Raw genomic sequence first — 26,299 nt, forward strand, 5'->3', positions numbered from 1 at the left:
ATCGGCGTCGTCCCGGTACCGCACGGTGAGGGGTTGGCCGGCCGTATCCGCGAGAGGTCGAGGAGTTCAACTGCTACGTCGGGTACACGCCATGTACGGCCAGATGGGCGTGAACCTCTACTGGGCCTCGGCGGTCAACAAGCACTGAGTCGTTCCCCGGCGGTTGATGCCCGGCACGCCGTCGCTCAAAGGCCGTTGCACTCCGCGGCAGCTGAATTCCGAGGGCCGGGCCGGGCCCGGCGGGACCCTGTGGCACGTGCTTGTCAGAGCGACAAGTCACCCTCAGCCCCGTCCTGCCTCGCACCGATCGACACTCAACTCACAGTGAGAAATGCACGATCTTCGCTGCGGGAGACCACCTGAGGACGCGGACCGCAGTCAGCCGTCGGTCCGTCGCGGCCCGGGAGCACCGGCAGACAGGTCTTCGCTTTCACCGGGCGCAACCGCGTTGGCGGCGCGCGGTGGCCGACTGAGCCACTGCACGCCGCCAGGCGGTCATCAGGTTCGGGGGTGACCGGCTGCGCGGTCACCGGGGGACGGGGTCAGCGGCGGTGACCGTGGCGGCCGCCGTGGTCGCCCCGGTGGTCACCGTCGTGACCGCGGTGGTCACCGTCGTGACCGCGGTGGTGGCGGCCGCCCCAGGAGGCGTCGTCGATGAAGCGGCCGTGGTCGTTGCGGAGGGTGGCGGTGTCCGAGCGCCTGTCCCACACGGAGGTGCGGCGGTCCTGGTAGACGTCGCGGTAGGTGTCGCGGCCGATGCCGGTGTGGACGCGGACGGTGGAGCGGCCGTCGAGGCGGTAGTGGTGGAAGGTGTAGGTGTGGCCGTCCTCGTCGGACAGGGTCCATCCGTCGAGGTTCACGCTGCGGCGGAAGGTGTTGGTGACGTCGATCCACTCCCGGTTCAGGGAGCGGTTGCCGCGGTCGCCGAAGCCCGGAGAGTCGGCCTGCACATCGCTGATGACCACGCCCGAGCGGTACGCGGCGGCCTGGACCGGACTGGACTGGGCGGAGGCCGGCAGGGCGGCCGCGCCGAGGGCGGCGCCGGCGGCGATCGTGGCGGCGGCGATACGGCGGATCAAACGAGAAGACATGAGCTCTCCCCTGAGTACGAGCCCACGAGCCGACCAGTGCGGGACGGCTGGAGCGGGCGGTGTGCGGATCCCGGCTGGTGCCGAGAACCCACAGCCTGGCCGCCCGTCCGGCTCGATGGGAGTTGAGCCGTTTCATGTTGCCGTATGCGGACATTTCCGTGACGGTCAGCTGCAACGTTCAACTAATCTCACAGGCAGTAACACCCGGTTCGCGGGAGAGCGCACCCATCCGTCAACCATCGCGAGGGAAGCGGTTTCCAGACCCCGCACGCCCGGACCGCGCCACCCTCCCGCTACCCGCCGGAGCGCCCTTTGGCGCGTAACAGACGAAAGCAGGACACTTACGAACAAGGGCCTGGTAATTGACGATGCGTGCGATTCTCCAGGCCGCACCAAGAGTCCTGTCGCCGTTGCCGCTCGACCGACGACACCAGCCCGCCCCGCCGGCCCAGGCACCCACGCGCATCTCCGCTCGCGCGACTGGGGCGGCAAGGAGGTCGGCCGAGCCAAAATTAGAGGTCAATAGACATCTAAATGGAAACTAGAATAGACGGCAGATGGCGTCCTCTGAGGAGAGTGATTCCGTGGGCCGCGTGTCCAGGGCGCATGCAAAGGAGAACCTCCAGCGCGCCGTAGCCACTGTCTCCCGGACGTTCCGTGGGACAAAGGCCGCCGGGCTCCCCCACCGGCCGGTCAACAGCTTCGCCTTCCTGCTTCTCAGTGTCGTACTGCTCTCGGGTCTGCAACTGGCTCTCCATGCCGCTGACCTGCACATCATGGGCATAGCTGAGTACGCCGTCCTGATCCCCGTCGTGGCCAGTGCTCTCCTGTCGGTGCGGCAGACCTTGATCGTCGGGTTGTTCAACCTGGCCGCGGCCATAACGATCTACGGAGTTCTCCTCCAGGACATGGGCCGCGCCAACCAAATCACGGTGATCACGGCACTCGCCGTCGCGCTGGGAATCAGTCTGGCCGTCTGCCGTCTCCGCATCGCGGGAGAGAGACGATTCAGCCGGCTCATGATCGCTCGCGAGCGGCTCATGCTGCTCAGCGAGGCCAGCAGTCGCGTCGGAAGGACCCTCGACGCCACGAGAACCGCGGAGGAACTCACCGAGGTCGCGGTGATCGGTTTCGCGGACCACGCCACGGTGGACCTCTTCGAGAGTGTCCTGGAGGGCGAAGAACCCGTCCTGGAGCCAGGCATGGGCGACGTTGTCCTGCGTCGGAGCGCCGAATCGGGCTCATCCACGGCGCTGCGGGGTGCGGGTCCGGGCGAGGCCGTCGTCTACCAGGAGGGGGCGGAGACAACGCTCGGCCTGGGTACGGGCAAGCCCATGCTGCTGGAGATCACCGGGACCGCCCCCTCCGCTTCCGGGCCCGCCGATCCCGGCCACAGCGGCACGAACGCACCCCACTCCGCGCTGGCGGTCCCCCTCCGCGCGCGCGGCGTGACCCTCGGCACCGCGCTGTTCACCCGCTCCCCAGCCCGGGAGCCCTTCGACACCGACGACCTCCTCCTGGCTCAGGAGGTCGTGGCACGAGCCGCGGTGTGCGTGGACAACGCCCGCCAGTACACCCGCGAGCGCAACATCTCCCTGGCGCTTCAACGCAGCCTGCTCCCGCCGATGGCACCGGAACACCCGGCGCTGGAAGCGGCCACGCGTTACCTGCCCGCGGGCCCGTACTCGGGCGTGGGCGGCGACTGGTACGACATCATCCCGCTCTCGGGAGCCCGGGTCGCCCTGGTGGTCGGCGACGTCGTCGGCCACGGCGTCAATGCCTCGGCGACGATGGGGCGGCTGCGTGCCGCCGTACGTACGCTCGCCGACATCGACCTGCCGCCCGACGAGCTGCTCACCCACCTCGACGACGTCGTCACCCGCACCCGCGACCGCATCGACATGAGTGAGGTCCGGAAGGGGAGCCGTGATCCCGGACCGGACGCCGGCGAGACCGTGGCGACCTGCCTGTACATGAGCTACGACCCGGTCTCACGCCGCTGCTCGGCCGCCCGGGCCGGCCATCCGCCCCCCGCTGTCGTACGTCCGGGATCGAACGTCGAATACCTCGACATCCCCGCCGGTCCTCCGCTGGGTGTGGGCGGTCTCCCCTTCGAGACGGCCGAACTGGAACTGCCCGCGGGTACCCGGCTCGCCCTGTACACCGACGGTCTCATCGACGTTCCCGGACACGACCTGGACGAGGGCCTCGAGCACCTTCAGAAAGCCCTGTCCCAACCGATCCCCTCGCTGGAGGACATGTGTGACCACGTACTGAACACGGTGGTCGGTGACGGCTCCCGAGACGACGTCGCCCTCGTCATCGCCCGCACCCGGGAACTCGACGGCACGCACACCGCCGCGTGGAACCTGACCGACGATCTCGCCGACGTCGCCCGCGCCCGCGACCTCGTCTCGTCCCGGCTGGCCCGCTGGGATCTGGCGGATATGGCGTTCACCACGGAACTCGTCATCAGCGAGCTGGTCACCAATGCCATCCGCTACGGATCCGGCCCGGTACAGCTGCGGCTCATCCGTGAGGACACCTTGATCTGCGAGGTGTCCGACGGCAGCAACACCGCGCCCCACCTGCGCCGAGCCCGGATGTTCGACGAGGGAGGGCGCGGGCTCTTCATCGTCGCGCAGCTCGCCGAGCACTGGGGGACCAGGCAACGGTCCGACGGCAAGACCATCTGGGCCGAACTCGCCCTTCCTGACGTGCGCCCCACGAGGACCGAAGACCGCTGCGCCGGGTAGGACGCTCGCGACGGACTGCCTGGACGGCAGCTGCTCGGCCGTGGACCGGGCACCGGGCACCGGGCGGCCGAACGACGTCTCGTAGGCCGGCTCGCGAGTGCCCGCGCGCACGGAGGTGATCGTCACGGACAGCCCACCAGCGAAGATCACCTGCCGCCGAGCGTTTCCCGCAGTCGATCAGTCACCGCATGCGTTCTCAGTCGGGGCGGGTGGCGGGGAACGTGGACGCCCGTCCGGCGGCTCGTGCGGGTGTCCGTCAGCAGCCGTTCATCAAGGCACCCTCGCTCAAGGGCGGTTCAGACCCCACGTCTGCAGGGCGTAGGGGCGCCCCTTCTCCTCCCCCGTGACCAGCGGCACGTCGAGCAGTCCGAAGCCCGCCTTGGCAGCCACGGCAACACTGGCGGCGTTCTCGGCCTCCAGTTCCAGGATCACCTGCTCCGCGCGCAGCTCCTCGAAGGCGTAGGCGGCCATGACCCGCACCGCCCGCGACGCCAGACTCCGGCCGCGGTGCGCCGGGCCGACCGCGTAGCCGATCTCCGTGCCCTCGGGGGCAGGCCGCAGCATCACCTCGCCGAGAGGTGGGCCGCCGTCGACGGTGATGGCGAGCAGGATGGCCTTGCCCTCCGCCCGCAACTGCCGGTCCCGGTCCAGCCGTGTTCGGGCGGCCGCTTCGTCGAAGGGGGAGACGATCGGTGTCCAGTAGGCGATGTCGGGGTGGTCGAACAGGTCCGGCATCGCGGCCAGGTCCGCCTCCGTCCAGTCACGGAGGACGAGGCCCTCCCCCGAGAGTTCGATCCGCTCGGGAAAGGGCGACAAGGTACTGCTCATGGTGCGGACCTCCCTGGCCTGTTCAGGACAAGACAAGATAGCCGGGGAACCGGGCCGGACGAGAGGCGCCCTTTGGCGATGCGGCCCCGAGTATCCCCGGGGGCCGGGCGCCACCGAGCGCCTTCCTCGTCGGGAACCTGCGCCATCACCACGACAGCGACGAACTGGGGCCTCGGACGTCGCGACGCGGCGAGTGACGACGTCGCGCACGAACGGGTCGCAGTGTGGGAGGACTTAGCCGCCCGAGGCGCACGAGCGGCCACGGTGACCACTCGTCCGCCCGTCGGTCGGAGAAGGGACTTCCTCACCGGAACGAGGACGGAGCGACGACCTCGGTAACCGCGTCGGCCCGCGGAACAGCCCCGAGCATGCCCGCTGATCTCGCCGGCGCACCGGGAGGCTCCAGGATCCCCGGCACAGTCAAGCTCAGGCTCGTCCCCGGTTGCGTACCTACACCGTGATCTCGTCCAGGAGCTGTGGGCCGTTGTTGCGGACGCTGTTGACGGTGGTGGAGACCGGCCGGGTGTCGAGGTGACCGTCGGCGGGCCGGATGAGCAGCGCGCGCAGGTCCTCGGGGTCCTGGTGGTGGGGGTCGAGCCAGGCGTCGTAGTGGCCGGGTGTGAGGGCGAGGGGCATGCGGGGATGTACGCGGCCGGCCGCGTCGGTTGCTTCGGTGGTGAGGATGGTGCAGGTCGTCAGCCATGCGTCCGGGTCGTCGTCCTGCTTGATCTCGGGGTTGCGCCAGTACTCGTACAGGCCGGCCAGTGCCATTACCTGGTCGTCCTCGGGATGGATGAAGTACGGCTGCTTGAGGGCCTTGCCGGTGGTCTCGTCCCTGGCCTGCTCCCATTCGTAGAAGCCGTCGGCCGGCAGCAGGCAGCGGCGTCTGAGGAATGCCCGGCGGAAGGCGGGCTTCTCGTGCACGGTCTCCACCCGCGCGTTGATCATCCGTGCGCCGATCTTCACGTCCTTCGCCCAGGACGGGACCAGGCCCCAGCGCAGCGTGCGCAGCTCCCGCCGCGCCGATGTGGCGTCTTCCTGCTCGCGGGGCGCGCGTTCGAGGACGGCCCACACCTTGTCGGTCGGGGCGACGTTCCAGTTCGGTGCCAGCGTCTCCTCGGGACGCCGGTCGGCGACCTGGAAGAGCCGGACCAGGTCCGCCCGGCTGCGAGTGGAGACGTAGCGGCCGCACATGCAGCCACTGTGCCACCACCGCTTCCGGACCGCCGGTCATGCCGTCCACCGGCCGATGCGTGTCGGGAGGCTGGCCTCGTCGCGCGTCATGCGGTGACGATCCCAGGGCTACGGGGCGATACGACCCGCGATACGGCCTGCGTGGAGGAGCCCGTGAGCGCGCGGCCCGAAGGCACCCCCGCACCGCCCGGTCCGGGCCTCGACTGCGCGGCAACGGGAGTCGCACCGGACGGTCTACGGTCCCTCAGCCCTACTCCCCGCACCGCGGAAGGAGGTTCACGTCGTCGGCCCAGCCCGCGAGGTCGAGGTTGACGTCGCTCACCCAGACGTTCCGGTGCCCGGTGTCGAAGTCTTCGGCCGGTACCGGGTGGCGCTGACGAACGCCGAGAAGACCGACAGCGGGAGCAACGCGGGGCCGGCCGCCGTCACCAGGAGCGGGCCGCCATGAGGAGTTGCTCCCGGACGGCGGTGGCCGGCGCGCGGGAGGGCGCGCCTGCCCGCTCCACCAGGAACCCGGTGTTGATGGGCGGGTCGTCCGGCGTGAGCAGGGGCACCAGTGCGCCGGACGCCAGCTCGGTCTCGCACAGGTAGCGGGGCAGGACCGTGACCCCCGCTCCCGCGGTCACGGTGGCCGGCATTCCGCGCAGGTCCGGTACGACGAAGGCGGGCCGAGCGGTCAGGCGCGTCCGGAAGACATGGCGCCAGTAGCGGCGCGGGATCGGCAGGTCCTCGGCGTACGCCACCAGTGGGACGCCGCGAAGGGGGCCGGGTCGGCGCAGTCGATCGGTCCGATCCGCCGGGCCCACGCCGGAGACGTGACCAGGACGAATTCCTCGTCCATCGGCGGGCCCCGCCCTGGTCGAACACGCCGTCATGTCGAACACGCCGTCATCACGCACCGGGTCCTGTGTCATCGACATCCCTCGCATCGCCCAACTGACGTCGGGCCTCAGGCAAAGTCGCTGGTCCAGATGTCCGTGTACGCCTGACTGCCGATGAAGGGGTTGCTGACGGCCCAGAGCTCGCCCTTCTGGTTTTCCGGCACGTCGAAGTTGCACATCACCCAGCCGCCCTCCTCACCACGGTCGTTGAAGCACTCTCGGCCCCAGTGCGCAGGGAGCTTCCCCTTTATCGTGCCCGCGACGGACTCTCCGTTCGCCTTCGTGTCCTTGACCCAGACCCGGTCCCCATACGCGACGAAGCACGCCTTCGCGCCGGTCGTCGACACGCACGTGGCGCCCGACGGAGGCGCGCCACTCGGGGCGCCGTTCGCGGCCGATGCCACGGTTGCCGTCCCGGCGGTGATGAGTAGCGCCGCCGCAGGAATCACAGTCAGCGCGCACCTCAGTCTGTTCACGTGCTCTCCCCGTTTTGTCGAAGTCCTCGTGCTGCGTGGGCACAGGACATTCAACATCATGCGGTCGTGCTCGCCGCCACCCTCTCCTCCTCGGTGAAGAGCAGCGGGACCGGGACTCCGTTCCACCCTGCGACACCGCGCCGACCACCGTGTGTTCGCCGTCAGCATCGGACCCGGGACGCCGGACTGCTCGAAAGCCCCACCCATCGCCGTGCGATCCCGTGTCGGCACCGCTGAAGAAGACGGCATCCCGACTGCCGCGCTCCTCGGGCACCGCGGTCCGTCAACACAACTCCGCCCAGGCGGACACCCGGTGACCCTTCACGGCCGGGCTCCACGAGCGGGAGGGCTCAAAACAGCTGCCCGGTACGCGACGCCCGGGCGGAAGCCGGCCCCGTCCCCGAGTCACCAGCGAGCCGAACGCCGGTCGTCATGTCCGGCTCTCCGGCAGTGCCTCCGGTGTCGCACCGCCCTCCACCGTGGCAGAACGCAGGGGAAGTTCAGCGATCACGGTGAATCCGCCCTCGGGCCGCGGTTGCGCGGTGAGGTTCCCACCCACGCTGGCCGTCCGTTCCCGCATGCCGATCAGTCCATGCCCGGTTCCCTGCTGCGGCCCGTGCGGGATCGCGCAACCGTCGTCCTCGACCGTGACCGTCAGGCAATGCCGTCCGAAGCTCAGGCACAGCCGCGCCTTCTCCGCGCTGCCGTGCTTGCGCACATTGGTCAGAGCCTCCTGGACGATGCGGTAGGCGGCCAGATCGACCGCGGGAGCCAGCGGCTGGGCAGATCCACTCCGGGTGCACAGGACGTAGAGTCCGACGCGTTCGAACGAGGCCAGGAGAGCCGGGAGCTGCGCCAGGCCCGGAATCGGATCTCTCGGTGCGTCGGCATCGTCGCACTGGCGTAGCAGGCTCACGGTCGCGCGCAACTCGTCCAGCGCGGACCTGCTCGCTTTTTGGATGTCCATGAGCGCGGCGAGGATCTGCTCGGGCCGCTCCTTCCCTACATGGACCGCGACGCCGGCCTGAGCGTTGATCAGGGCGATGTTGTGGGCGACGATGTCGTGCAGCTCGCGGGCGATCCGGACGCGCTCCGCCGCCACCCGCTGCCGTGCCTCCTGTTCACGAGTCCGCTCCGCGTGTTCCGCGCGTTCCTCCACGGCCGCGATATAGGCACGGCGCGAGCGCACCCCGTCCCCGACCGCCGCCGGCAGCGCCGTCCACGCCAGCATCGCGGCGCTGCCCGGATGCAGCCACGAACCCGGCTCGTACACCACCTCCGCCCCGACCAGTACGGCGGCCGAAGCCGCCGCCACGCCCCAGGCGGTACGGCGGTCGGTCAACGCGGCCACCGAGTAGACCGACACGATGACCGGGCTCGTCACCAGTGGACTCTCGCGGAACCCGAGCACTTGGAACGCCGCCCCACAACTGACCGCCAAAGCCGCTACGGCAAAGGGGTACCGGCGGCGCCACGGCAGCGCGAGGCAGCCCACGGCTGCGAGCAGGACGGCAGGCCATCTCAGGTCGAAGCGGTGCTCGCGCGGAATGATGGAGGCGGCCACGACGGACAGCACGAACAGCCCCAATGCCACTGCCACGTCGGAGGGCCTGCTGCGGAGGCCACGCACTGGCCTGCTACTGATGCTCACCGCCATGGCACCACCGTAGGGACACCGCCCGCGGGACGCTCGGCGGCGAAAGCGGTCGGCAGCTTGAATTCCCAGCGCCCACGGCCCAGCGCAACCCCGGCGGGAGTTGACCTCTTCGAGTGATGAGCGGGTACGAGACTGCTTCGCCGCATCGATCGTCGGTTCGGTCGGGCCGGGCGGCGGGGCTCGTACGGCGGCGCGCGGATGCTGTTGCGCACTACTGTCCCGGCCGGCCCGGCCGGACGATTTCCAGGAGGTCGACGACGGAGAGCCCGGACGAGGTCGAGAGGGTCGAGGTCTTCGGCGCACGCGGCGAACACGGCGTACACGATGCGATCCGGAAGGCACCGGTGACGTCGCCCGGTATCGGACGCGGGTGCCGAATCAGGTCGGCCGTGCGCCGTGCAGCGGGTCGGTCGGGGTACTTCGTGGACGCTCCGGTGGCGTCCTCGGCCGACGCGCCCGGCTCGAACTGGTCCGGCCGGCCGGACCGGGCCAGGCGGAGGCGGCGGCCATCAGGCGGCCGGAGACACGAGCATGGGGGACGCGCTGACGACACCCGCCAGCGGCGGTGGGCGCGGGGATGTCCTCGGAGCACACCGCCGAGGTCACCTCGGCTCGGCGTGTTGGCTCACCGGTCGGCCGTGACCGAGCGCTTCACGCGGCGAGGCCGGCCATTCCGGTCGGGGCGCGTCGCGCAGCCATGACGGAACCCGCCGCCACGGATGATCGTCCCTGGCGGCGGGTTGGATGCGGAGCGGTCGTGCGGCGGATCGCGATCACCGCGGCGCCGTCGATGCACCCGATGGTGTGGGCGAGGGGATGGCACCGGATGTGCCGCGGAATCGGGTCTGACCGGGTCAGGCCCACGCAAGCGCCGGAATCAGGCGCAGCGCGTTGTCCCGGTTGATACCGCGGAGCTGGTGGCCGTCGATGGCCGGGTCGCTGTCCAGGGCCGGTGCCGCGATGTCGGTGACGATGTGGGCGGGGGTGGGCGGCCAGTCGGTGCCGTAGAGGATCCGGTCGGGGTCGACCGCGGCCATGAGGGTGGGGGTCGAGGACGGGGACATGGGGCCCGCCGTGTCGTAGTAGAAGCGGTGCAGGTAGTCGCGTATCCGGGACGGTTCGATCTCGGGGGTGAGGTGGTTGCTGAAGAGCTCCAGGCGCGTCGCCAGGTGGGGGAGGAAGCCGCCGCCGTGCGGGAGGACGAAGGTGAGGTCGGGGTAACGGTCCAGGGTGCCGTTGAGGATGAGGTTGATCGCCGCGCGAGTCGTGTCCATGAGGAAGTCGCACATGAACGGCGGCAGGCCCGGGACACCCACCCCGTCGGCGTTGCCACCGGGTACGTCCATCGGGTGCGTGCTGATGATCGCGGAGCGGTCGTTCAGCTCGGCGAGGAGACGGTCGTGGGAGGGGTCGCCGAGATAGACACCGCCCGCGCTGGTGCGGGTGCTCACCCCGACGGCGCCGAGGTCGTCGAGGCCGTACTTCAGCGACCAGCTCGACAGGTCGAGGTCGTCGAGGAAGACCGGTGCGAAGAAGGCGAAGCGGGTGGGGTGGTCCGCGGCGATCTTCGCCGCCGCCTGCAGCGCCACCCGCGCGCTCTCCTCACGCTTGCCGCGCTCCTGGATGCGGCCGAGCATGGCCACGGTCATGACCGTCGTGCGGATCCCCGTACGGTCCATGAGGGCGAGCGCGGAGTCGAGGTCCCAGCGGGTCCACCAGGGCAGCTTGTCGCGCCGGACCAGGCCCTGCGCCTCGGCCCAGTCGAGCCAGTCGGGTGCGGTGAAGTGGTGGTGGACGTCCACGCGGGAGGTCCTGGCGTCGTCGTCGGCCGGGGCGGGCGCCGAGGAGTGGGGCGATATCATGGTGGGCTCTTTCTCCGTTCGGAAGCTGCGTTCAGGTGGAGGTCCCTCAGACACGCCCGTCGGACACCGTCGCCAGCGGCTGCTCCGCCGCGGCTTCGGTCACGGCGTTCGGTGGCGTCTCGCGGCGAAGCACCGTCATCAGCGTGTCCGTGAGCGCCCGTTCCGGGTCCGGTACGAGCCTGGGCGACCGCCATGCCACGAAGCCGTCGGGGCGGACCAGGACGGCACCGGACTCCGCCGTGCCGTGCACCGCCGCCCAGTCGGCCCCGTCCTCGGGGACCAGGTCATGGTTCGCGCCGACGACGTAGGTCTCCACCGGGATGCCCAGGCGGGCGGTGACACCGCGGGCCGCGGTGCGCCAGGCCTCGCCCCCGGGTCCGGTGAGGACGACGAAGGACCCTTCGTAGACGTCCAGGGTGGAGATCCGCCGGCCGTCCCGGGTGGTCACCCACATGTGCGGGGCGCGGCTCCCTGGAGCGCCGCCCAACTGGAACCGGTCGGGCACGATCGCGGCGTCCGGGTCGGCGCCGACGACGGCGCCCGACGGGTAGCGGTAGCACAGCGCCACCGTCAACGCGTCGGCCGGACCGTCGTTGCGCTTCTTCTCCGGGGTGTAGCCCGGGTGCTGTTCCTCGTTCGCCTGGAACAAGGCGCGGGCGGTCGTCGCGAGCGCGACCGGCCGACGTTCGGTCTGGTAGGTGTCGAGCAGTCCCGGTCCGGCCCAGCCGCGCAGGGCGGCCGCGATCTTCCAGGCGAGATTGTGGGCGTCCTGGATACCGGTGTTGGAGCCGAAAGCCCCGGTGGGGGGCATCTCGTGCGCCGAGTCACCGGCCAGGAAGACCCGGCCCTGGCCATAGCTGTCGGCCACACGGTCCGCCGCGTGCCAGGGGGCCTTGCCGGTGACCTCGACATCGAGATCGGGGACGCCCGCCGCGGCGCGGATGTGGGCGACGAGGCGCGCGTCGGTGAAGTCGTCCAGCGTCTCGCCCTGGTCCGGGGCCCAGGGGGTGTGGAAGACCCACTGCTCGCGGTTGTCCACCGGCAGCAGGGCGCCCTCCCCCGCGGAATCGGTGATGTAGCAGACGACGAAGCGCCTGTCACCGACGACGTCCTGCAGCTTCTTGCTGCGGAAGGTGACGCTCACGTTGTGGAACAGCGCGCCCGGTCCCGACTGGGTGATACCCAGCCGCTCGCGCACCGGGCTGCGGGGCCCGTCGGCGGCCACGAGGTAGCGGGCGTGCACGATGCGCGTCTCGCCGCTGTCCCGGTCCCGTACCTCCGCGTGCACCCCTTCTGCATCCTGTGTGAAGGACACCAGTTCGGTGCCGAAGCGGATGTCGCCGCCGAGGGAGCGGGCGTAGCGCAGAAGGACCGGTTCGAGGTCGTTCTGACTGCACAGGCACCAGCCGGACGAGGTGATCTGCGACAGGGAAGGACCCGTGTCGATGGCCTTGACGATCCACCGGCCGTCACCGCCGGAGAGCGTGCTCACCTGGAGGACGCCGTCGTTTCCGGACAGGGCACCCGCCGCGGCGTGGATGTCCTTCTCGACGCCCGCGGTCCGGAACAGCTCCATGGTGCGCAGGTTGTTCCCGCGGCCGCGGGGGTGGGTGGACGTCGCAGCGCGACGCTCGACGAGAAGGTGCTCGACGCCGAGGCGACCGAGAAAGACCGACGTGGACAGGCCCACGAGGGAGCCGCCCACCACCAGAACCGGTACGGATTCCACGGCTCGTCTGCTCATCGACTGATCCCCTATCGTCTGTCGTCATCGTCTGTCGTCCGAGGCCGAACGCTCCAACCGTGGGAGAGGGCGACTCGGGGCCTTTCCATTCGGCATCAACTCTTCGCGCGCTTCCCGGGCTCCGCACCTCCTGTTGCTCCGATTGCGACGCCGCGTCCCGACGCCGCACCGGATGGGCTAAGGACGTTTGCTGACGGCTGCCTGCCGGGAACCGTCGAGGCCATGACGCGAACCCCCATGCAGACCGAACACGGATCCGCGGACCCCGTGGCCGCCGCCTCCCGATGCACACCCGACTTCCGCGCCAATCCGCACCCCGTGTACGCGGAGTTGAGGAAGACCGCCCCGGTGTGCCCGCTGCAGCCGCCGCACGGCGTGGAAACCTATCTGATCACCCGTTACGACGACGCGCGCGCCGCGCTGGCCGACCCCCGGCTGAGCAAGGACATGTACGGCGCCCTCGACGCGTACCACAGCATCTTCGGCGACTCCTCCATCGCGCTCGACGACAACATGCTGTTCTCCGACCCGCCCAAGCACACCCGGCTGCGGAGGATCGTGCAGGGTGCCTTCACCCCGCGTCGCGTGGAATTGCTGCGCCCGCGTATCCAGCAGGTCACCGAGGACCTGCTGGAGCGCTGCCCGACCGACGCGTCCATCGACCTGCTCCGGAACTTCGCGTTCCCGCTGCCGCTCCAGGTCATCTGCGAACTCCTCGGCGTGCCGGAGGACGAGCGCGAGCGCGCCCACCAGTGGGCGGGGACCGTGGCGAAGACCGGATTCGGCCCGGAGGCCAAGAAGGCGCTGGAGGAGGCCGAGGGGAAACTGCGCGACCTCTTGGTCGACCTCGTGGCGCGCAAGCGCAGCACGCCCGGCGACGACCTGATGAGCGCGCTCATCGCGGCCCAGGACCAGGACGGCGCTCTGACGGACCATGAGCTGGTCTCAACGGCGTGGGTGCTGTTCTTCGCGGGTCACAAGACCTCCGCGTACCTCATCGGCAACGCCGTGTTCCACCTGCTCTCGAAGCCGGACCAGCACCGCGCGGCCCTCGCGAGCCCCGAGGCCCTGAAGCAGGCCGTCGAAGAACTGCTGCGGTACGAAGGGTCGGTGGAGAGCTCCACCTTCCGCCACGCCACCGAGGACATCCCGATGCGCGGTGTGGTGATCCCCAAGGGCGCACTCGTCCAGATCGCCATCACCTCCGCCAACCGCGACCCGGAGGCGTACGCCGAACCCGAACGGCTCGACGTGTCACGCACGGGAGGTCAGCCCCACCTGGCCTTCGGGCACGGCCCCCACTACTGCGTCGGGGCGCCGCTGGCCCGCCTGGAGATGCACATCGCGCTCACCACGCTGTTCCGCCGGTATCCCGAGATCACGCTGGCCGTGCCCCCGCACGAGGCGCGTTGGCTGACCGTGCCCTTCCCGGCGTTCCGCGGACTCGTCGAACTGCCCGTGGTCCTCGATCCGGAGCGGATCGCCGGCTGAACACATCGCCGAACAGTACGCCCACCTGCCGCGGTCCGGCTCGTGGTCGGGTGCGACCACCGGGCCGACCACGCATCGCACGCAGCGCTGGGCGACGGCGAACAACGCATGCGGCACTCCATTCCGTGCGCGGCCAACGCGCCACTCGATCAACCGGTCGTCGTCCAGGATGCTGTCGGGCTCCTGGACGCCGAGGCGGAACCGCTGCCCGGACACGTTCGGTCCACGAGGAATCCGACGGCACACACGGCGTCTTCAGAGTCAGGATCGGCCCGTGCTCCCGGCCCGACCGTCGTCGGGGAACCGCAACCCCGGGCTCGCGGACCTGGTCGGCGGAGACTAGTGCCGCGGCAGGCAACGTTCGCCCCGTCGCGACGCCCGGCACGCACTCTCGCCGCACCGGCCGAAAGCCCAAGTACGTCCGGTACGAGGACTTCCGGCCGGCACGCCGAGAGCACGCACCGGACGCCGCTCCTCGAAGGGCGAACGTTGCCTGCCGCGGCACTAGGTACGCGTACGCCTGCCGGCTCTACGGGATTGCCGTATCCGCCGGTGGCCGAGCCGGCGTCATGGGAGACGTCGGGCCCGACGCGGCACGCCGGGCCCGGTACTGGGTGCTGAGCCGTCAGCGCTGATAGATGGTGTGCACGCCCTTGGCCATCTTCGTGCAACGGCCTCCGGTGCCGAGACCCTCGCGGACCCAGATCGTCCGTACACTCGACGCGAAGGTGTAGCCGCCCCCGGGACCGATACTTTTCCCGTTCTTGCTGCTCGTGTACACCCACTCGTCGCGCGTACCGCCGTCCGCGTACTTGGCGTGGATCTGGACGCAGGCCGCCTTGTGGTCGTACTTGGTGTCATACAGGGTCCCGTCCACCATGATCCGGCCATTGTCGAGGGGACCCCTGTGGCCGTGCGCCCATGCCCCCGGGATGTCTGACGCGTGGTGCGAGGCGGTCCACGCCTTGAACGGCCCGCTGAACGGAACGGCGTGCGGGTTCATGCCGCCCGTCGAGGCGCTCGCCGAGGGCGCGAGGACCAGGCCCGCGCCGAGCGCGGTGACAGCCGCGGCGAGGACAACCCTCTTTCGTGCGGAGTTCTTTCGTGCGGAGTTCTTTCGTGCGTACATGATGGTGATGACCTCCACGTGTTGAAGCCGTGCCGGGCGTGCGCTGTGCGGGATGTGCGCCCTGCCGCCCTACCGCCTGGCTGGTGTTCTCGCGCCATCGACCCTGCGGGACCGGCCCCCGAGCTCGCAAGAAAGGTCCGGCAGCAGGAAAAAAGCCGGGACGCCTCACGTGCTGACCTGTGAAAAGACGGTGCGGTCTGGCACCGTGCCGGGACAGTGCGGGACGCGCGGTGGGACATTGGTGGGGTACGCGAGACTAGGCCCGGGCGAGGGATGCTGATGAGCCGATGGCAGCCGCTGCCGGATGAACTCCCTCCCCAGGCTTCCCGGTTGATCGAAGAGCTGCGGCTGTACAAGGACCGTGCGGGGCTGAGCCTGGCCTCGCTCGCCGCCAAGACCGCGTACAGCACCACCTCTTGGCACCGCTACCTCAACGGACACAAGCTGCCCCCGTGGCGGGCGGTCAAGCTTCTCGGCCGGCTGGCCGACGCGGACCAGGGGCGATTACGTGTCCTCTGGGAGTCGGCTGCGGTGGCCTGGCAGGACAAGACCACCGAACTCGGCGGCACCACCGACGGGGACGCGGCTCCTCCCGGGGCGTCGAAGAGCGAGCAGGCACCGCCTGACCCGCCTGGATCCACCCCTGCCCCCGGGAGTCCTGGGACAACGGTCGCCGCTGTCGTGGGCCGAAGGGTCATGGCCGCCGGTGCCGTCATCGGAGCCGGCGCCCTGTTCACCGTTCTGGCTCTCCTTCACCCCTGGACCGGCGGCCCCGGCAGACCGCCCGCGCCGCGTGGGGCACCGCCGGGCGCACCGACGTGGCCGTGGCCGCTGCGGTCGTCGGACGCGGGGGCTGCGGGAGTAGGGTGCCGCGGTCACGCCTGCCAGGGACAGGACCCCTACCGGGAGAGGTGTGACCGCTTCAGCACGGTCGTGCACGCGCTGCGCACCTACGGGACCGTCCTCACCCTCCGGTACAGCCCGGCCTGCCATACGGTGTGGGCCGAGGCGGGACCGGCTCGGGGAACGGAGCGACTGCTCGTCGCCGCCCAGGGCTCCGCCACCCAGCATGCGCTCCCCGGCGCCTCGCGCACCGCCATGACGGTCGCGACTCCGCGCGGAGCGCTGGCCTGTCTCGTCATCTCGACTCGAGGAGATCACCCGGACGGCTCGGACAGCGCGGACGGCGGGGCGGATCAGGCGGTCGACCACCAGCTCTGTGTGACGGAGCACGACAGCTGGGCGGACCCGGTCAGCGGCGACAGCTCGCCAGGGTGACCTCGTTCGTCCGCAGCCCGTGGAAACGGCCCGCGTCGTACACCTCGTACACCCCACCGCGACCACGGAGCAACGGCAGGGTGTACCTCTCACCGCGGTACGCCGTCCACGGCGGCACCGAGACAAGCCTTCGGGCCGCGAAGCCGAACGTTACCGCGCCGACGATTCCGTCGACGCCGAGGCCGTGGTTCGTCTGCCACGTCTGGGTCGCCCTGCTCGTGGCGGCGTCGAACGAGCAGGTGATGCCGGAGCCGGGCAGGTAGCCGTCCGCCCACAGGATTGCCTGCCACAGCCCGACCAGATCGCTGCGCGGCACCCGGCCCACCTCCAAGAGCGGTTCCTCGCTCCAGTCGTCGGAAAAGGCGCCGGACCCGATCACATACGTCGCGTGATCGGTGGGTGGCGCGCTCGCGGCACACGTCGCAGCGAAGACGACCGAGCAGACGGCGGCCGACACCGCCGCCCGTCGGCCGACACCGCCGGACAGGTTCATCCACCTGTCATACCGCGCTCGCTGACGCTCCGTCATCACCTTGGCGCGATCCATCCCCAGGGGTTTGCTCGGGACCGCGCTTCCAGCAGGGTGGGAGCCATAAGGGGTGAGAACGACCGAGGGGGAACATGGCCGACTGGAAACCGCTTCCCGACACACTCGAACCCGACGTGCGGGCCCTCGTCGAGCAGTTGCGCCGGCTCAAGGACCGCAGCGGTCTGAGCCTGGCCGCACTGGCAGAGCGCACACTGCACAGCAAGTCGTCATGGGAGCGGTATCTCAACGGCAGGTCACTGCCTCCCCCGCAGGCCGCGGAAGCGTTGGCGCGGATGGTCGGCGCGGACCCGGCGCGGCTTGCCGCGCTGTGGGAGCTGGCGGCACGGGCCTGGAGCCGACAGCGCTCGCCCGAGCGGCGGGAACACTCGGGGCCCGCCACATCTCCCAAGTCCGCGAAGGCCCCCGAGCACGTCGAATCCCCTGAGCCCGTTGAGCCGGGTACGTCCTCTGACATCCCGCCGGAGACCGATGCTGCCCGGTTCTCGGCCGACGCGGCCGCGGGACCAACGTCTCGTGTACTCCCACGGAAGCCGTGGACCAGCCGCACCCGCCGCTGGATCGTGCCGGCCGCCGCCATGGTTCTCATCATCGGCGGAGTCACCGTCGCGCTGCGGGTGACGCACCCTGCCGGGGATCCGACCGAAACCCATCGGTCTTCCGCCACGGGTGGCTCCGGAACGAACGAGCTCGACATCACTTGCTTCGAGCAGAGCTGTACGGGCAAGGACCCGAAAACGGAGGGATGCGGCGACCCCTGGACCTCCGCCCTCACCAAGGTCCAAGGCGTCTACGTCGAGTTGCGCTACAGCGACTCCTGCAAGGCCGCCTGGACACGCATCAGTTGGGGAGACGTCGGCGACATCGCGCGTGTCGTGTCCGCGAAAGGCACGATCCGCCAGAGGCGGGTGCACTACGACACCGACGTCTACAGTCCGATGGTCGCGGCCGACACGCCGTCCGACGCCAGGGCCTGCACCATCCTCACCTCCGGTGCGCACGGCTGCACCGAGCCAGGCGGCACGGTACGGCTCACCCCACCTCCCGATCCGCCGCCGCCCAACTCGCCCTCCGCAACGCGCCATTGAGGACCCATCTCGCTCGAACAGGCGTCGCGGGCCCGTCAGGTCACGTCAGGAACTCCCGGTCCGGACCTTGTGAAGCATCCCGTTGATCACCTCAAGGCATCTTTCGACTGCGTCCCACCTGGACATCTCCCCCGGACCATCAAGATCTATGGTCAGAGTGTCCACTCCAAAGGAACAGCGTCCTGACTGCCGTGGTGCCTGCCGCAGTTCGCTGCGGCAGGCACCACCATGTTCTGGACGTGAACACCGCCGGCAGCCTTGCCGTGATGTCACCGGGCGAGCGTCGCCCGAGGCGTCAACTAGCGCGAGGTGACCTCGTAGCTTCTGTACTGCTTCACCTTCAGGTGGACGTAGCCGGATTCAAGGTGCCCAGCGGTGACTCCCGGCGCCGAGGTGAAGGCCCCGTGGCGCCACACCACCTTGCCGTTGACGGCGACGGTCTGGGCCCGCCCGGAGACCGGGATGGCGATGGTGCCGCTGGTGCCCTTGGGGGCGTCGACGGTCAGGGTGAACCGGCCTTCGCCAGTCCTTGCGGCCCAGCGGACGCCGATGTCTCCGTGCGGAGTAGGAACACTTCCGCGCGCCCAGGTGAGGTCTCCGGGGCTGGGTTGGACCGTCCAACTGGTGTATCCCGCGGTATCCGGACGAACGCCCAGGACGTAGCTGGACAGTGCGGAGGTCGGGGCTGTGGACCATCCGTGGGACAGGCTCGCTCCCGACCCGAGGCCGGGTGTGCCGTCGCGGCCGGAGATGTTCTCCCACATGGTCCCGGTCTGGTTCGGTCCGGGAGCGATCATGTGACCCCACACATCGTGCAGGAGCTCTTGTGCGTTCGCGGTGTCGCCCGCCGCCAGGCGTGCCTGGAGTTCGAACCCGCTGACGAAGGGGCTGACCAAGTCCCTGTTGCCGGCGTCGGAGGAGAAGGGAAGCGGTCCGTAAGGCGTGGTCCACAGGGCGGACTTGAGCCTGGCGAGGATCTCCGCCTGCTTCGAGGACGGCGCGACTCCGTACAGGACTGCCAGGGCGTTGGCGTCCTGGGCGACTCCGGACTGAGTGTCGCTGATTTTGTAGAGGCCACTCTTCGGGTCGTAGAGGCGTTCGTTGATCCGCGTCCGCAACGCCTCGGCGTCGGCCTTGTAGGCAGCGGCTTGTGAGGCGTCTCCTGCCGCGGTGGCCAGTGCCGCACCGTCCAGCAGCGTCTTGTAGTAGAGGATGTTGTAGGCGGAGACCTCGCCACCCTTGTCGCTGTCGTAGAAGTCCCAGTCTGCGCCGTCGACTCCGGCTCTGGTCGAGAACAGGCCGTTCCCGTCCAACCGTGTGGCGTTCCAAGCGAGTTCACGCTTGACGATGGGCCATTCCTTGGCGACGAAATCCTTGTCGCCGGTGTGGAGGTAGTAACTTGCCAGGCCTGCAACGAAGTACATGGAGTACGTGGCCGAGTAGGTGGTCGTGTCGCCCGGGGTGAGCGGTCCGAGGTGCGGCACGCTTGCCGGGTGGAGGGCGCCGGGAACGAATCCGCTGGAAAGCTGCCGGCTGCCCAGCAGGTTCAGGGACTGCTTGATGTACTCCGGATTGTTCACGGAGTAGTAGTCGGTGAGGCCCTCCACCAGGATGTCGCCGCTCCAGATTGCACGGTCACGCCTGGCTCCGTCGAGGACCGACGCGAGCGCGTTGGACCCCGGAGGAGTGAAGTCAGCGAGCGCGGCAGGCGTGGACAGAGGACTGCTGTAGAGCGTCTTGCCTGTACCGCTGACGACAGTGAGGTCCTTGAAGGCCGCCTCCTCGTCGCCGAACTCACGAAACCCTATGGTCCCGGTCGGATAGGCAACGGCGCCGGAGGGCAGAGCCGATATGTCGGCGCGGTCGACCTGCCTGCCGTCCAGCAAGATCGTCATGCTGGTTCCGGACACCGTGGTGGCCACCGTGTGCCAGGTGCCCTCGTTCACGGACGACGGCAGAGTCACAGAGCCGAGGCTCGTGTAGGCCCCGTCATGGACATTGAACTTCTGCAGCGTATTCGGAGCGCCGCCGGTGTCGGTGCTGTCGTCAAGGATGAACAGGTAGCCGTTCTGCGAGTTCTGCGCGCGAACCATCCATCCGGCCTGGTTGTGAACGATCTTGGTCTGGAAGGTCGTCGTGTAGTCGCTCCAGTCGGACCCGCGGTTCAGGACCCCGGCACCGTCATTGATCTTCGACCCGCCGGCATCCATGGCACCGTCCCGGACGGACCAGGTCCCGGGAAGGGAGTTGGTCGGAACGAGATTGGTCTGCAAGGTGTAGGCACCGGCATACCAGATCTTGTTCAACTCGTCCGAACTCGAGAGGAAGTGACCCCCGTACCCGTCGGCTTGGGTGCGGTCGGCGATGTACTTGATTCCGACCTTGCTCAGCGTGAGGCGACCCGGCGTGGAGAGCGTGATCTGCTCGTACCGCTCGCCTCCCTGCGCGGAGCGGTTGGTGATCGTGCCCGGCCCGGACACCTGGTAGGTGTTGAACCGGGAGCCGTCGCCGTCGGCCCAGGGCGGCGACCCGTCACCGGACGGACTCATGTACTGCAGGCCCTCGCTGTACGCCGCTTTCAGGGTCGGAGACCCGGACTTGGCGGAGACGGTGAAGTAGGGCAGACCGCCTACCTCTTGGCCGTAGTCGAGAAGGACGGTAGGTGCTTCTCCGCCGCCGTCGTAGGTCAGCGTCGCTCCGCCGGAACCACCGCACAGAAGGTTTCGGGCGCCTTCGACGGCGCCTGTTGTGCTGACCACGGACACCGGGCACACGTCGGCACGCTTCGGTGTCCGGACGTACTCCCGCCAGTCACTCGTGGCCCGGGGCGACTTGGACCGGGCCGCGTGTTCCGCGGAGACGGGAGCCGACGTCGCCGCTGCGGCGGACATTGCCATCGGCTGGGCGAGCAGGGCGACGACGAGGGCAAGGCCCAGCGAGAACGCCGCACCAGCCAAACCGCGTCTGCGGGGCAGACGCCTTCTACCGGAAATGATCACGCGGACTCCGAGGTTGCGATGCTGCCTTGATGGCCCGGACGCGACGGCGCTTACCGAAGAACGCGCAGGCCAGAGTGGGTTCGTGACGGTCCGAAAGTTTTTGAAACGATTCATTTCGATTCTGCAAGACGCAACGTATGCAGAAGCCGTAAGCGCGTCAACCCATAGCGCAGGACTCGTCGCGTCAACCAGGCCCAGCGGCGGGCCGGGGATCCAGAGGCAGATCGATGAGGCCCGGAGATGACGTCATGACCGTCCAGCGTGCCGTGCGGACGCCGGGGAACCATGCGGGAATGGGATCCTCCCGGGCCCCGGAGCGAGGTCGCCGCACACGGAACCGGGGCCTCCCTGGAACAGATCGCTGGCACCGCTTGTGCCGGATCGGCCATCGCGCGCTGGCACTTCCCCGGCCGTCGCGCACTATCGGAGGCCGTGTTCAGCAAGCGGAGTGCGGGCGTCGCGGTGGTGATCGCTGTCCAGGCGGGCAGGGTGCCATTCGTGTCACTTTCGCGTGGGAGAGCCTTGATCATCGCGTCGGCGGCGTCGCCGGGCAGGCCGCTCGGACCGGGTCCCCAGCTCTCTACGTGAAGCGACCGAACTGGTCGGCATCGCCCTCCAGACGGCCCCCGGCGTGCGGGGGGGGAGGGCGGCCTACAACTCCTCGCCCCAAACCGGTTCGTGTGCCCCCGCGCGTGGAGGCGTGACCCGTGCGGGTCGTCGGTCTGCAAGATGCGAGGAAGCTGTCCCTGCTGGTGTGGGTCGAGTCCACCCCGGCCGTGAACAGTTCATGGCGGATCCGTGGTTCCGCCCCGTGTCAGGGGCGTTGGCGGTCTCCACCTGGTCCGCCCGCTTGCGCGGATACTCGGACGTGGTCTCCGATCCTCACACGAAGTACGCGTCGCCCCCACGCCGGCGGGGGTAGTTCCCCGCCGTCGGCTGCCGCGAGGCCTCGGCACCCTTGCCCAACAGTCACCGCGAGAAGGAGCACGACCCGTGCCCGTATACGCTTCCCCCTCCTCGCCCTCACTACTCGGCGTGTTCGCACACCCCGACGACGAAAGTCTCCTCGCTGGAGGCGTCCTCGCCCAACATGCCGCCAGAGGTGCACGCACCAGGGTCATCACCGCTACCTGGGCTCCCGGCAGCCACAGGGCAGCCGAGCTGGCTGAGGCACTGACCGTCCTCGGGGCCGGCCCACCACGCCTGCTCGGATACCGCGACGCCCACAACGACGCGTCGGCGCCTGAGAGACCCCGATTCTGCGACGCTCCCCTGGACGAGGCCATCGTCCAACTGGTCACACAGCTACGGGAGTTCCGTCCGGACATCGTGGTCACCCATGACGCCGTCGGTCAGCTGACCGGCCACCCAGACCATCGCCACACCCACCGGGTGGCCCTGCTCGCCGTCCAAGCGGCTGGGCTCGCCCACCTCTACCCGGACGCCGGCGAACCCTGGCAGATCCGCGCCCTCTACGCAGCCACCCACCCGCACTCGGGCGTCGACGCCCTGGGGCCGCTACTGACCGACGTGGGCAAGACCGTCCTCTCCGTCCCGGACGAGTACGTGACCACAACCGTCGACGTGACACCCTGGGTTGACCAGAAGTGGCGCGCAATCACCTCACACCGCGGAGAAGTCGCGCGCGAGCGCTCCCTGCCCGGAATCCTCACCCGCCTACCCGAGGACACCCGCCGCGTGATCATCTCCACCGAGCACTTCACGCGCCTCTCGCCCCTGCCTATCCCGGGAAATCCGCATCGGCTGACGGCCTGAGATTCAGAATTACTCATTACTGGCAAGGCCGCCAGGCAGTAGCCGCACAGATTCGATCTGAGAAACTCACCTTCCTACGATCCGCGCGATGACCTGCGACCACCGGTCAGAGACGACCGTGCGCCGGAACGAGGGTCTCGCACTGATCACACAGCACTAGGAGGATCCGTCGGCCCTCGCGCAGTGAGCCATCCGCACCACAACGCTCGCAGATGCCTTCACTGCGGTCAGCGAAGGCATCAGTGACAGCATGGAGGCGTGCGTACTCGGGGTGCGTCCAGTTGCCGCCAGGCTTCCACGGCCGCGGAGACGCCTGGAAGGCCAAAGACCCCAGCTTCTGCTTTATGGCCCCGAGCTCGTACTCCGGGAACTCCGCAACCACCGCCTCATGGCACTCGAGCACCAACTGCCGCCAGCCAGGTCCCACGTCGATTCCATTCGCAGGGTCCCGGAAGTGCTGCCGAACCGGGTCCAGTACGTCGCCTGAAGCCGGAGAAGTCCCCGTCATCCCGCCCCCTCACGCAGCAATCGTCCCGATCTTACGGGTCCCTGATTCGCGCGACGTGGTCCATAAGAGAAGCCCCAGCCGCCGAAGTCGTTTCGCCGCTGTCCGGCGCATGGAGGGCCTCCGGCCTTGAAGTTGGCGGATCCTCTCAACGGCGCCGAGAGCATCCGGTCCGAGCACGGCGCCGCCCGCCTGGAGAGGTGGCGGGACCTGGGCTGCCGCCTCGGCAACCGTGAACGGATGAGCGGCACCGCTGGAAGATCGAACGGTCGATCCCTTGGCTCCTCGGCTACCGCCGCCCCACCGTCCGACACGAACGAAAGGGCCCGCACTCCCTCGCCTTACTCGGCCTGCCCCCCTGGCCTGCTACAGCGGCGTGTTGTGAAAGTACTGGTCACGAGCGGCCTGGCGTACGTGGGCGGCGTCGTTGTCAGTGGTGTCGTACATGATCGGCGCGTCAGTACTTCTAGGTGATGGGCAAGCGCCATGCCGATCACGAACCAACAGGTAGCAGGGCACACGTTTCTGCGGCAGATGTATGCGGACTCGTACTTCCCCGATCATCTCGTCGACCGGGGCAGGGCGATCCTGTTGCGGCTGTGCGAGCGGATTGAGGGTGAGCAGCCGTCGGATCTGGGGGCCCTGTATGCGCTAGCCCAGGCCGCAACGGAGGAATTCAACCGTCTGGAGGCGGAGTTCGACGCAGCCGGGAGTGAGATCGAGACGGTTGCGCGCGAAGTGATCGCTGAGGACTTCTGGTTTGTCGCGTCGGCATACGGGTTCACGGACGCGGATGTAGAGGAGCTGATCGCCACCCGGGAGTGGTGAGCGACGACCGGAAGGCCGTCTGCCGGTCAGAGCCATTCGGTGAGGACTGCGATCAGAACGGTTGCCTCGTAGTGGCTGCGCGGACTTCGGCAGACAGTTCGCGACATTCCGGGCTTTGTGGACCCAACACCTTTGATGCCGTGCGGCCGGGAACACCTCGGCGAGCGCCTTCCACAGACCCATCGCTCCGTCGCCAACGACCAGCTCCCGATCGCGCATGCCTCGTCGGCGGCAGTCGCGCAGCAGGTCGGCCCATGACTCGGTGGACTCTCGCAGCTCCTCGGCCAGGGCGATCAGCTCCTTGGTGCCGTCCGAACGGACACCGAGCAGGACCAGGACACAGGAGTGGGTCTGCCCGAGCCGGACCTTCGGGTGCACTCCGTCCGCCCACACGTACACGAAGTCGCGGTCCGAGAGGTCGCGTTGCTGGAAGGCAGCGTGGTCGTCCCGCCGCTGTTTCGTCAGCCGGGTCACGGTGGCCGGCGACAGGCCGGCCGCGCCGCCAAGGAACTGCTCCAGCGCGGGCACGAAGTCGCCGCTGGACAGGCCGTGCAGGGAGAGCGGCGGCAGCACCTCGGCGATCTTCGGCGACTTGCGGCACCACGGTGCGAGGATCTTCGAGGAGAACCGCTTCCATTCGCCGGTCGCCTCGTCCGTCCGGGAGTCGTTCACCCGTGGTGCCCTGACCTCGACCGGTCCGGCGGCGGTGACCACGGTCCGGGGCTGATGGTGGCCGTTGCGGACCACCAGGTGCCGGCCGTGTTCGTCGGTTTCGGCAGCCAACTCGGCTATGTAATCGTTGACTTCCGGCCTCCAACCCGGCAGTGAGCATACGACGGGCGCCTTCCCGCACGATCTCGTCAATCAGGGAGCCGGACTGGGTCGAGCCGTCGTCGGTGACTACGCTGACCACGGGCGTGCCTTCCCGAGCCGCGCGCCAACGCGGGCCTGCTCGGAGACCATCACAGGATCATTCGGGAAGGTAGGCCTTCCGCGTCCTCCGCCGATCCACAGGTTCTGAGCATTGCTCCGGAGGAGCTTCCAGGTCTTCATTCGCGTGGGGCCATGCTCGACGCGGGCGCGGACCTGCTTGTGTGCGCGGTTGTACTCCTGCTTCCCGGTGGGCAGTTCCTCGCCCGGCCGCCGACGGTGGGGCGGATACGGGGCCTCAACCCGGGCCCGCGGTCGCGGCGCCCGGCCGGCGAGCCGGACGCCGCGACCGCTCAGGTCAGGCCGCCGCGGTGACCGCTCCGCCGAGGTGCCGGGCGAAGAACCGGACCGCGCTGTCGACCTCGAACCGAGGCAGTTCCTTGTGCTTGCCCGAGTTCACGTGCAACGACTTCTCCTTCGAGGCGAAGGCGTCGAACAGCGCGAGACCCTCCTCGCGCGAGATGTGCTCGTCGTCCCACTGCATGTCGTACTCGATCGGGATGGTGATCCGCTTCGCCTTCTCGGCCAGGACATCGGGCCAATGCTGACCGAAGACCGCGGCGGTGACCCTGGGTTCGATCGCCACGAACGGTACGCCGATGGCGGTGCCCATGTTGATGCCCCAGAAGCCGACCGGCCCGTCGGTGCCGACCTCCGGGAGTTTCTGGAGGGCATCCAGGGTCGCCTGGTACTCGGGCACGGCGAGCTCCGCCAAGTGGTCGTTGTAGCGCACGACGATCGGGCCTTCCGGCTCACCCGCCGCCCTCGCCCGGAACAACTCGGTGATTTCCGCCTCGTCGCGCGCCGTGCGCGGCCGGTCGCCGTGACCGGGCGCGTCGATGACGGCGACGTGGAAGCCGCAGCCGGTCACGAGGCGCTGTGCGCGGCCGGACATCGCCGGGTGCTTCTTGTGGTTGCCGCCGCCGTGGGCCATCAGGATCAGGGGCGCACGATCGGCCACGTCGGAGGCCGGCGACCAGAGGACGCCGGGGACGTCGCGCACGGTGAAGTCGCGTTCGAGGATGCCGTTCGACGACGACTCGGTGGTGAACTGCAGAGAGTGCACAGGTGTTGCCTTTCGGGGGGGCCTTGTTGTCGAGGCGCTCCCGGCGACACCTACGTCAGTCACCGGCCGTGACGGCAAGGGGGAGCACCCACACGGATACAGCTCTCATGGGTCTCACCTCCTCAAACGGTGTCACGGTCGGCTGGAAGCTATCAGAACGATCATCATCCCTC

At 69.2% G+C, this 26,299-nt stretch carries 18 protein-coding genes and 2 pseudogenes; 6 read left to right on the forward strand and 14 right to left on the reverse strand.

Annotated elements, in window-relative coordinates; all coding sequences use genetic code 11:
• Positions 1 to 542: 542 nt before the first annotated feature.
• On the reverse strand, positions 543 to 1,091 hold the full coding sequence (locus tag OHB41_RS05440; protein WP_266696802.1) for a lamin tail domain-containing protein: 549 nt from the start codon (positions 1,089 to 1,091) through the stop codon (positions 543 to 545).
• 593 nt (positions 1,092 to 1,684) lie between these two features.
• On the opposite strand from OHB41_RS05440, the gene OHB41_RS05445 reads away from it, so the two are divergent.
• Positions 1,685 to 3,847, forward strand: coding sequence for an ATP-binding SpoIIE family protein phosphatase (locus OHB41_RS05445; protein ID WP_266696803.1), 2,163 nt, complete (start codon positions 1,685 to 1,687; stop codon positions 3,845 to 3,847).
• A 285-nt stretch (positions 3,848 to 4,132) separates the two neighbouring features.
• On the opposite strand, the gene OHB41_RS05450 is transcribed toward OHB41_RS05445, so the two are convergent.
• The 7 genes from OHB41_RS05450 to OHB41_RS05480 all read right to left on the reverse strand — a co-directional run bounded on the left by OHB41_RS05450 (position 4,133) and on the right by OHB41_RS05480 (position 12,489).
• Positions 4,133 to 4,675, reverse strand: coding sequence for a GNAT family N-acetyltransferase (locus OHB41_RS05450; RefSeq protein ID WP_266696804.1), 543 nt, complete (start codon positions 4,673 to 4,675; stop codon positions 4,133 to 4,135).
• Between the two features lie 450 nt (positions 4,676 to 5,125).
• Positions 5,126 to 5,869, reverse strand: coding sequence for an SOS response-associated peptidase (locus tag OHB41_RS05455; RefSeq protein WP_266696805.1), 744 nt, complete (start codon positions 5,867 to 5,869; stop codon positions 5,126 to 5,128).
• Between the two features lie 425 nt (positions 5,870 to 6,294).
• Positions 6,295 to 6,612: a LysR substrate-binding domain-containing protein gene (locus OHB41_RS05460; protein WP_526024891.1), complete on the reverse strand. Its 318-nt coding sequence runs from the start codon at positions 6,610 to 6,612 to the stop codon at positions 6,295 to 6,297.
• Between the two features lie 206 nt (positions 6,613 to 6,818).
• Entirely contained in the window at positions 6,819 to 7,097 is a 279-nt protein-coding gene (locus OHB41_RS05465) for a hypothetical protein (RefSeq protein ID WP_266696806.1), read from the reverse strand.
• 559 nt (positions 7,098 to 7,656) lie between these two features.
• Positions 7,657 to 8,826 carry a sensor histidine kinase gene (locus tag OHB41_RS05470; protein ID WP_266696807.1) on the reverse strand — a complete coding sequence of 390 codons (1,170 nt, stop codon included), beginning with the start codon at positions 8,824 to 8,826 and terminating at the stop codon, positions 7,657 to 7,659.
• Between the two features lie 911 nt (positions 8,827 to 9,737).
• On the reverse strand, positions 9,738 to 10,745 hold the full coding sequence (locus OHB41_RS05475) for an amidohydrolase family protein (RefSeq protein ID WP_266696808.1): 1,008 nt from the start codon (positions 10,743 to 10,745) through the stop codon (positions 9,738 to 9,740).
• A 46-nt stretch (positions 10,746 to 10,791) separates the two neighbouring features.
• Positions 10,792 to 12,489 carry an FAD-dependent oxidoreductase gene (locus OHB41_RS05480; RefSeq protein ID WP_266696809.1) on the reverse strand — a complete coding sequence of 566 codons (1,698 nt, stop codon included), beginning with the start codon at positions 12,487 to 12,489 and terminating at the stop codon, positions 10,792 to 10,794.
• A gap of 222 nt (positions 12,490 to 12,711) precedes the next feature.
• Between OHB41_RS05480 and OHB41_RS05485 the strand changes: the two genes are divergently transcribed.
• On the forward strand, positions 12,712 to 13,980 hold the full coding sequence (locus OHB41_RS05485) for a cytochrome P450 family protein (protein WP_266696810.1): 1,269 nt from the start codon (positions 12,712 to 12,714) through the stop codon (positions 13,978 to 13,980).
• 625 nt (positions 13,981 to 14,605) lie between these two features.
• Here OHB41_RS05485 and OHB41_RS05490 read toward each other — a convergent pair.
• A complete protein-coding gene (locus OHB41_RS05490; protein WP_266696811.1) occupies positions 14,606 to 15,109 on the reverse strand; it encodes a hypothetical protein in 504 nt (167 codons plus the stop codon).
• 279 nt (positions 15,110 to 15,388) lie between these two features.
• On the opposite strand from OHB41_RS05490, the gene OHB41_RS05495 reads away from it, so the two are divergent.
• Positions 15,389 to 16,387: a helix-turn-helix domain-containing protein gene (locus OHB41_RS05495; protein WP_266696812.1), complete on the forward strand. Its 999-nt coding sequence runs from the start codon at positions 15,389 to 15,391 to the stop codon at positions 16,385 to 16,387.
• Here OHB41_RS05495 and OHB41_RS05500 read toward each other — a convergent pair.
• A complete protein-coding gene (locus tag OHB41_RS05500) occupies positions 16,362 to 16,880 on the reverse strand; it encodes a peptidoglycan-binding domain-containing protein (protein ID WP_266696813.1) in 519 nt (172 codons plus the stop codon). The genes OHB41_RS05495 and OHB41_RS05500 overlap by 26 nt on opposite strands.
• 128 nt (positions 16,881 to 17,008) lie before the next feature.
• On the opposite strand from OHB41_RS05500, the gene OHB41_RS05505 reads away from it, so the two are divergent.
• Positions 17,009 to 18,022, forward strand: a complete 1,014-nt coding sequence (locus OHB41_RS05505) for a helix-turn-helix domain-containing protein (protein WP_266696814.1) — start codon at positions 17,009 to 17,011, stop codon at positions 18,020 to 18,022.
• A gap of 299 nt (positions 18,023 to 18,321) precedes the next feature.
• Here OHB41_RS05505 and OHB41_RS05510 read toward each other — a convergent pair whose 3' ends face one another.
• Entirely contained in the window at positions 18,322 to 20,979 is a 2,658-nt protein-coding gene (locus tag OHB41_RS05510; RefSeq protein WP_266696815.1) for an alpha-L-rhamnosidase-related protein, read from the reverse strand.
• A gap of 1,035 nt (positions 20,980 to 22,014) precedes the next feature.
• Between OHB41_RS05510 and OHB41_RS05515 the strand changes: the two genes are divergently transcribed.
• Positions 22,015 to 22,797 carry a PIG-L deacetylase family protein gene (locus tag OHB41_RS05515; protein ID WP_266696816.1) on the forward strand — a complete coding sequence of 261 codons (783 nt, stop codon included), beginning with the start codon at positions 22,015 to 22,017 and terminating at the stop codon, positions 22,795 to 22,797.
• A 991-nt stretch (positions 22,798 to 23,788) separates the two neighbouring features.
• Positions 23,789 to 24,130 carry a DUF5713 family protein gene (locus OHB41_RS05520; protein ID WP_266696817.1) on the forward strand — a complete coding sequence of 114 codons (342 nt, stop codon included), beginning with the start codon at positions 23,789 to 23,791 and terminating at the stop codon, positions 24,128 to 24,130.
• A 72-nt stretch (positions 24,131 to 24,202) separates the two neighbouring features.
• On the opposite strand, the pseudogene OHB41_RS05525 reads toward OHB41_RS05520, so the two are convergent.
• From OHB41_RS05525 to OHB41_RS05535, 3 genes and pseudogenes are all read right to left on the reverse strand, one after another.
• A pseudogene (locus tag OHB41_RS05525) lies at positions 24,203 to 25,043 on the reverse strand (IS256 family transposase); the annotation flags it as partial.
• Positions 25,044 to 25,159: 116 nt separating this feature from the next.
• Positions 25,160 to 25,285, reverse strand: a pseudogene (locus OHB41_RS05530) (IS5/IS1182 family transposase); the annotation flags it as partial.
• A 73-nt stretch (positions 25,286 to 25,358) separates the two neighbouring features.
• A complete protein-coding gene (locus OHB41_RS05535) occupies positions 25,359 to 26,126 on the reverse strand; it encodes an alpha/beta hydrolase family protein (RefSeq protein WP_266696818.1) in 768 nt (255 codons plus the stop codon).
• Positions 26,127 to 26,299 lie beyond the last annotated feature (173 nt).

The sequence above is a fragment of the Streptomyces sp. NBC_01571 genome, from assembly GCF_026339875.1.
Taxonomy (GTDB): domain Bacteria; phylum Actinomycetota; class Actinomycetes; order Streptomycetales; family Streptomycetaceae; genus Streptomyces.

Excerpts from the sequence above, each read along its gene's own strand:
- OHB41_RS05440 (WP_266696802.1), bottom strand. The coding sequence starts at position 1,091 with ATGTCTTCTCGTTTGATCCGCCGTATCGCCGCCGCCACGATCGCCGCC.
- OHB41_RS05450 (WP_266696804.1), bottom strand. The coding sequence starts at position 4,675 with ATGAGCAGTACCTTGTCGCCCTTTCCCGAGCGGATCGAACTCTCGGGG.
- OHB41_RS05455 (WP_266696805.1), bottom strand. The coding sequence starts at position 5,869 with ATGTGCGGCCGCTACGTCTCCACTCGCAGCCGGGCGGACCTGGTCCGG.
- OHB41_RS05475 (WP_266696808.1), bottom strand. The coding sequence starts at position 10,745 with ATGATATCGCCCCACTCCTCGGCGCCCGCCCCGGCCGACGACGACGCC.
- OHB41_RS05480 (WP_266696809.1), bottom strand. The coding sequence starts at position 12,489 with ATGAGCAGACGAGCCGTGGAATCCGTACCGGTTCTGGTGGTGGGCGGC.
- OHB41_RS05485 (WP_266696810.1), top strand. The coding sequence starts at position 12,712 with ATGACGCGAACCCCCATGCAGACCGAACACGGATCCGCGGACCCCGTG.
- OHB41_RS05490 (WP_266696811.1), bottom strand. The coding sequence starts at position 15,109 with ATGTACGCACGAAAGAACTCCGCACGAAAGAACTCCGCACGAAAGAGG.
- OHB41_RS05495 (WP_266696812.1), top strand. The coding sequence starts at position 15,389 with ATGAGCCGATGGCAGCCGCTGCCGGATGAACTCCCTCCCCAGGCTTCC.
- OHB41_RS05500 (WP_266696813.1), bottom strand. The coding sequence starts at position 16,880 with ATGAACCTGTCCGGCGGTGTCGGCCGACGGGCGGCGGTGTCGGCCGCC.
- OHB41_RS05505 (WP_266696814.1), top strand. The coding sequence starts at position 17,009 with ATGGCCGACTGGAAACCGCTTCCCGACACACTCGAACCCGACGTGCGG.
- OHB41_RS05520 (WP_266696817.1), top strand. The coding sequence starts at position 23,789 with ATGCCGATCACGAACCAACAGGTAGCAGGGCACACGTTTCTGCGGCAG.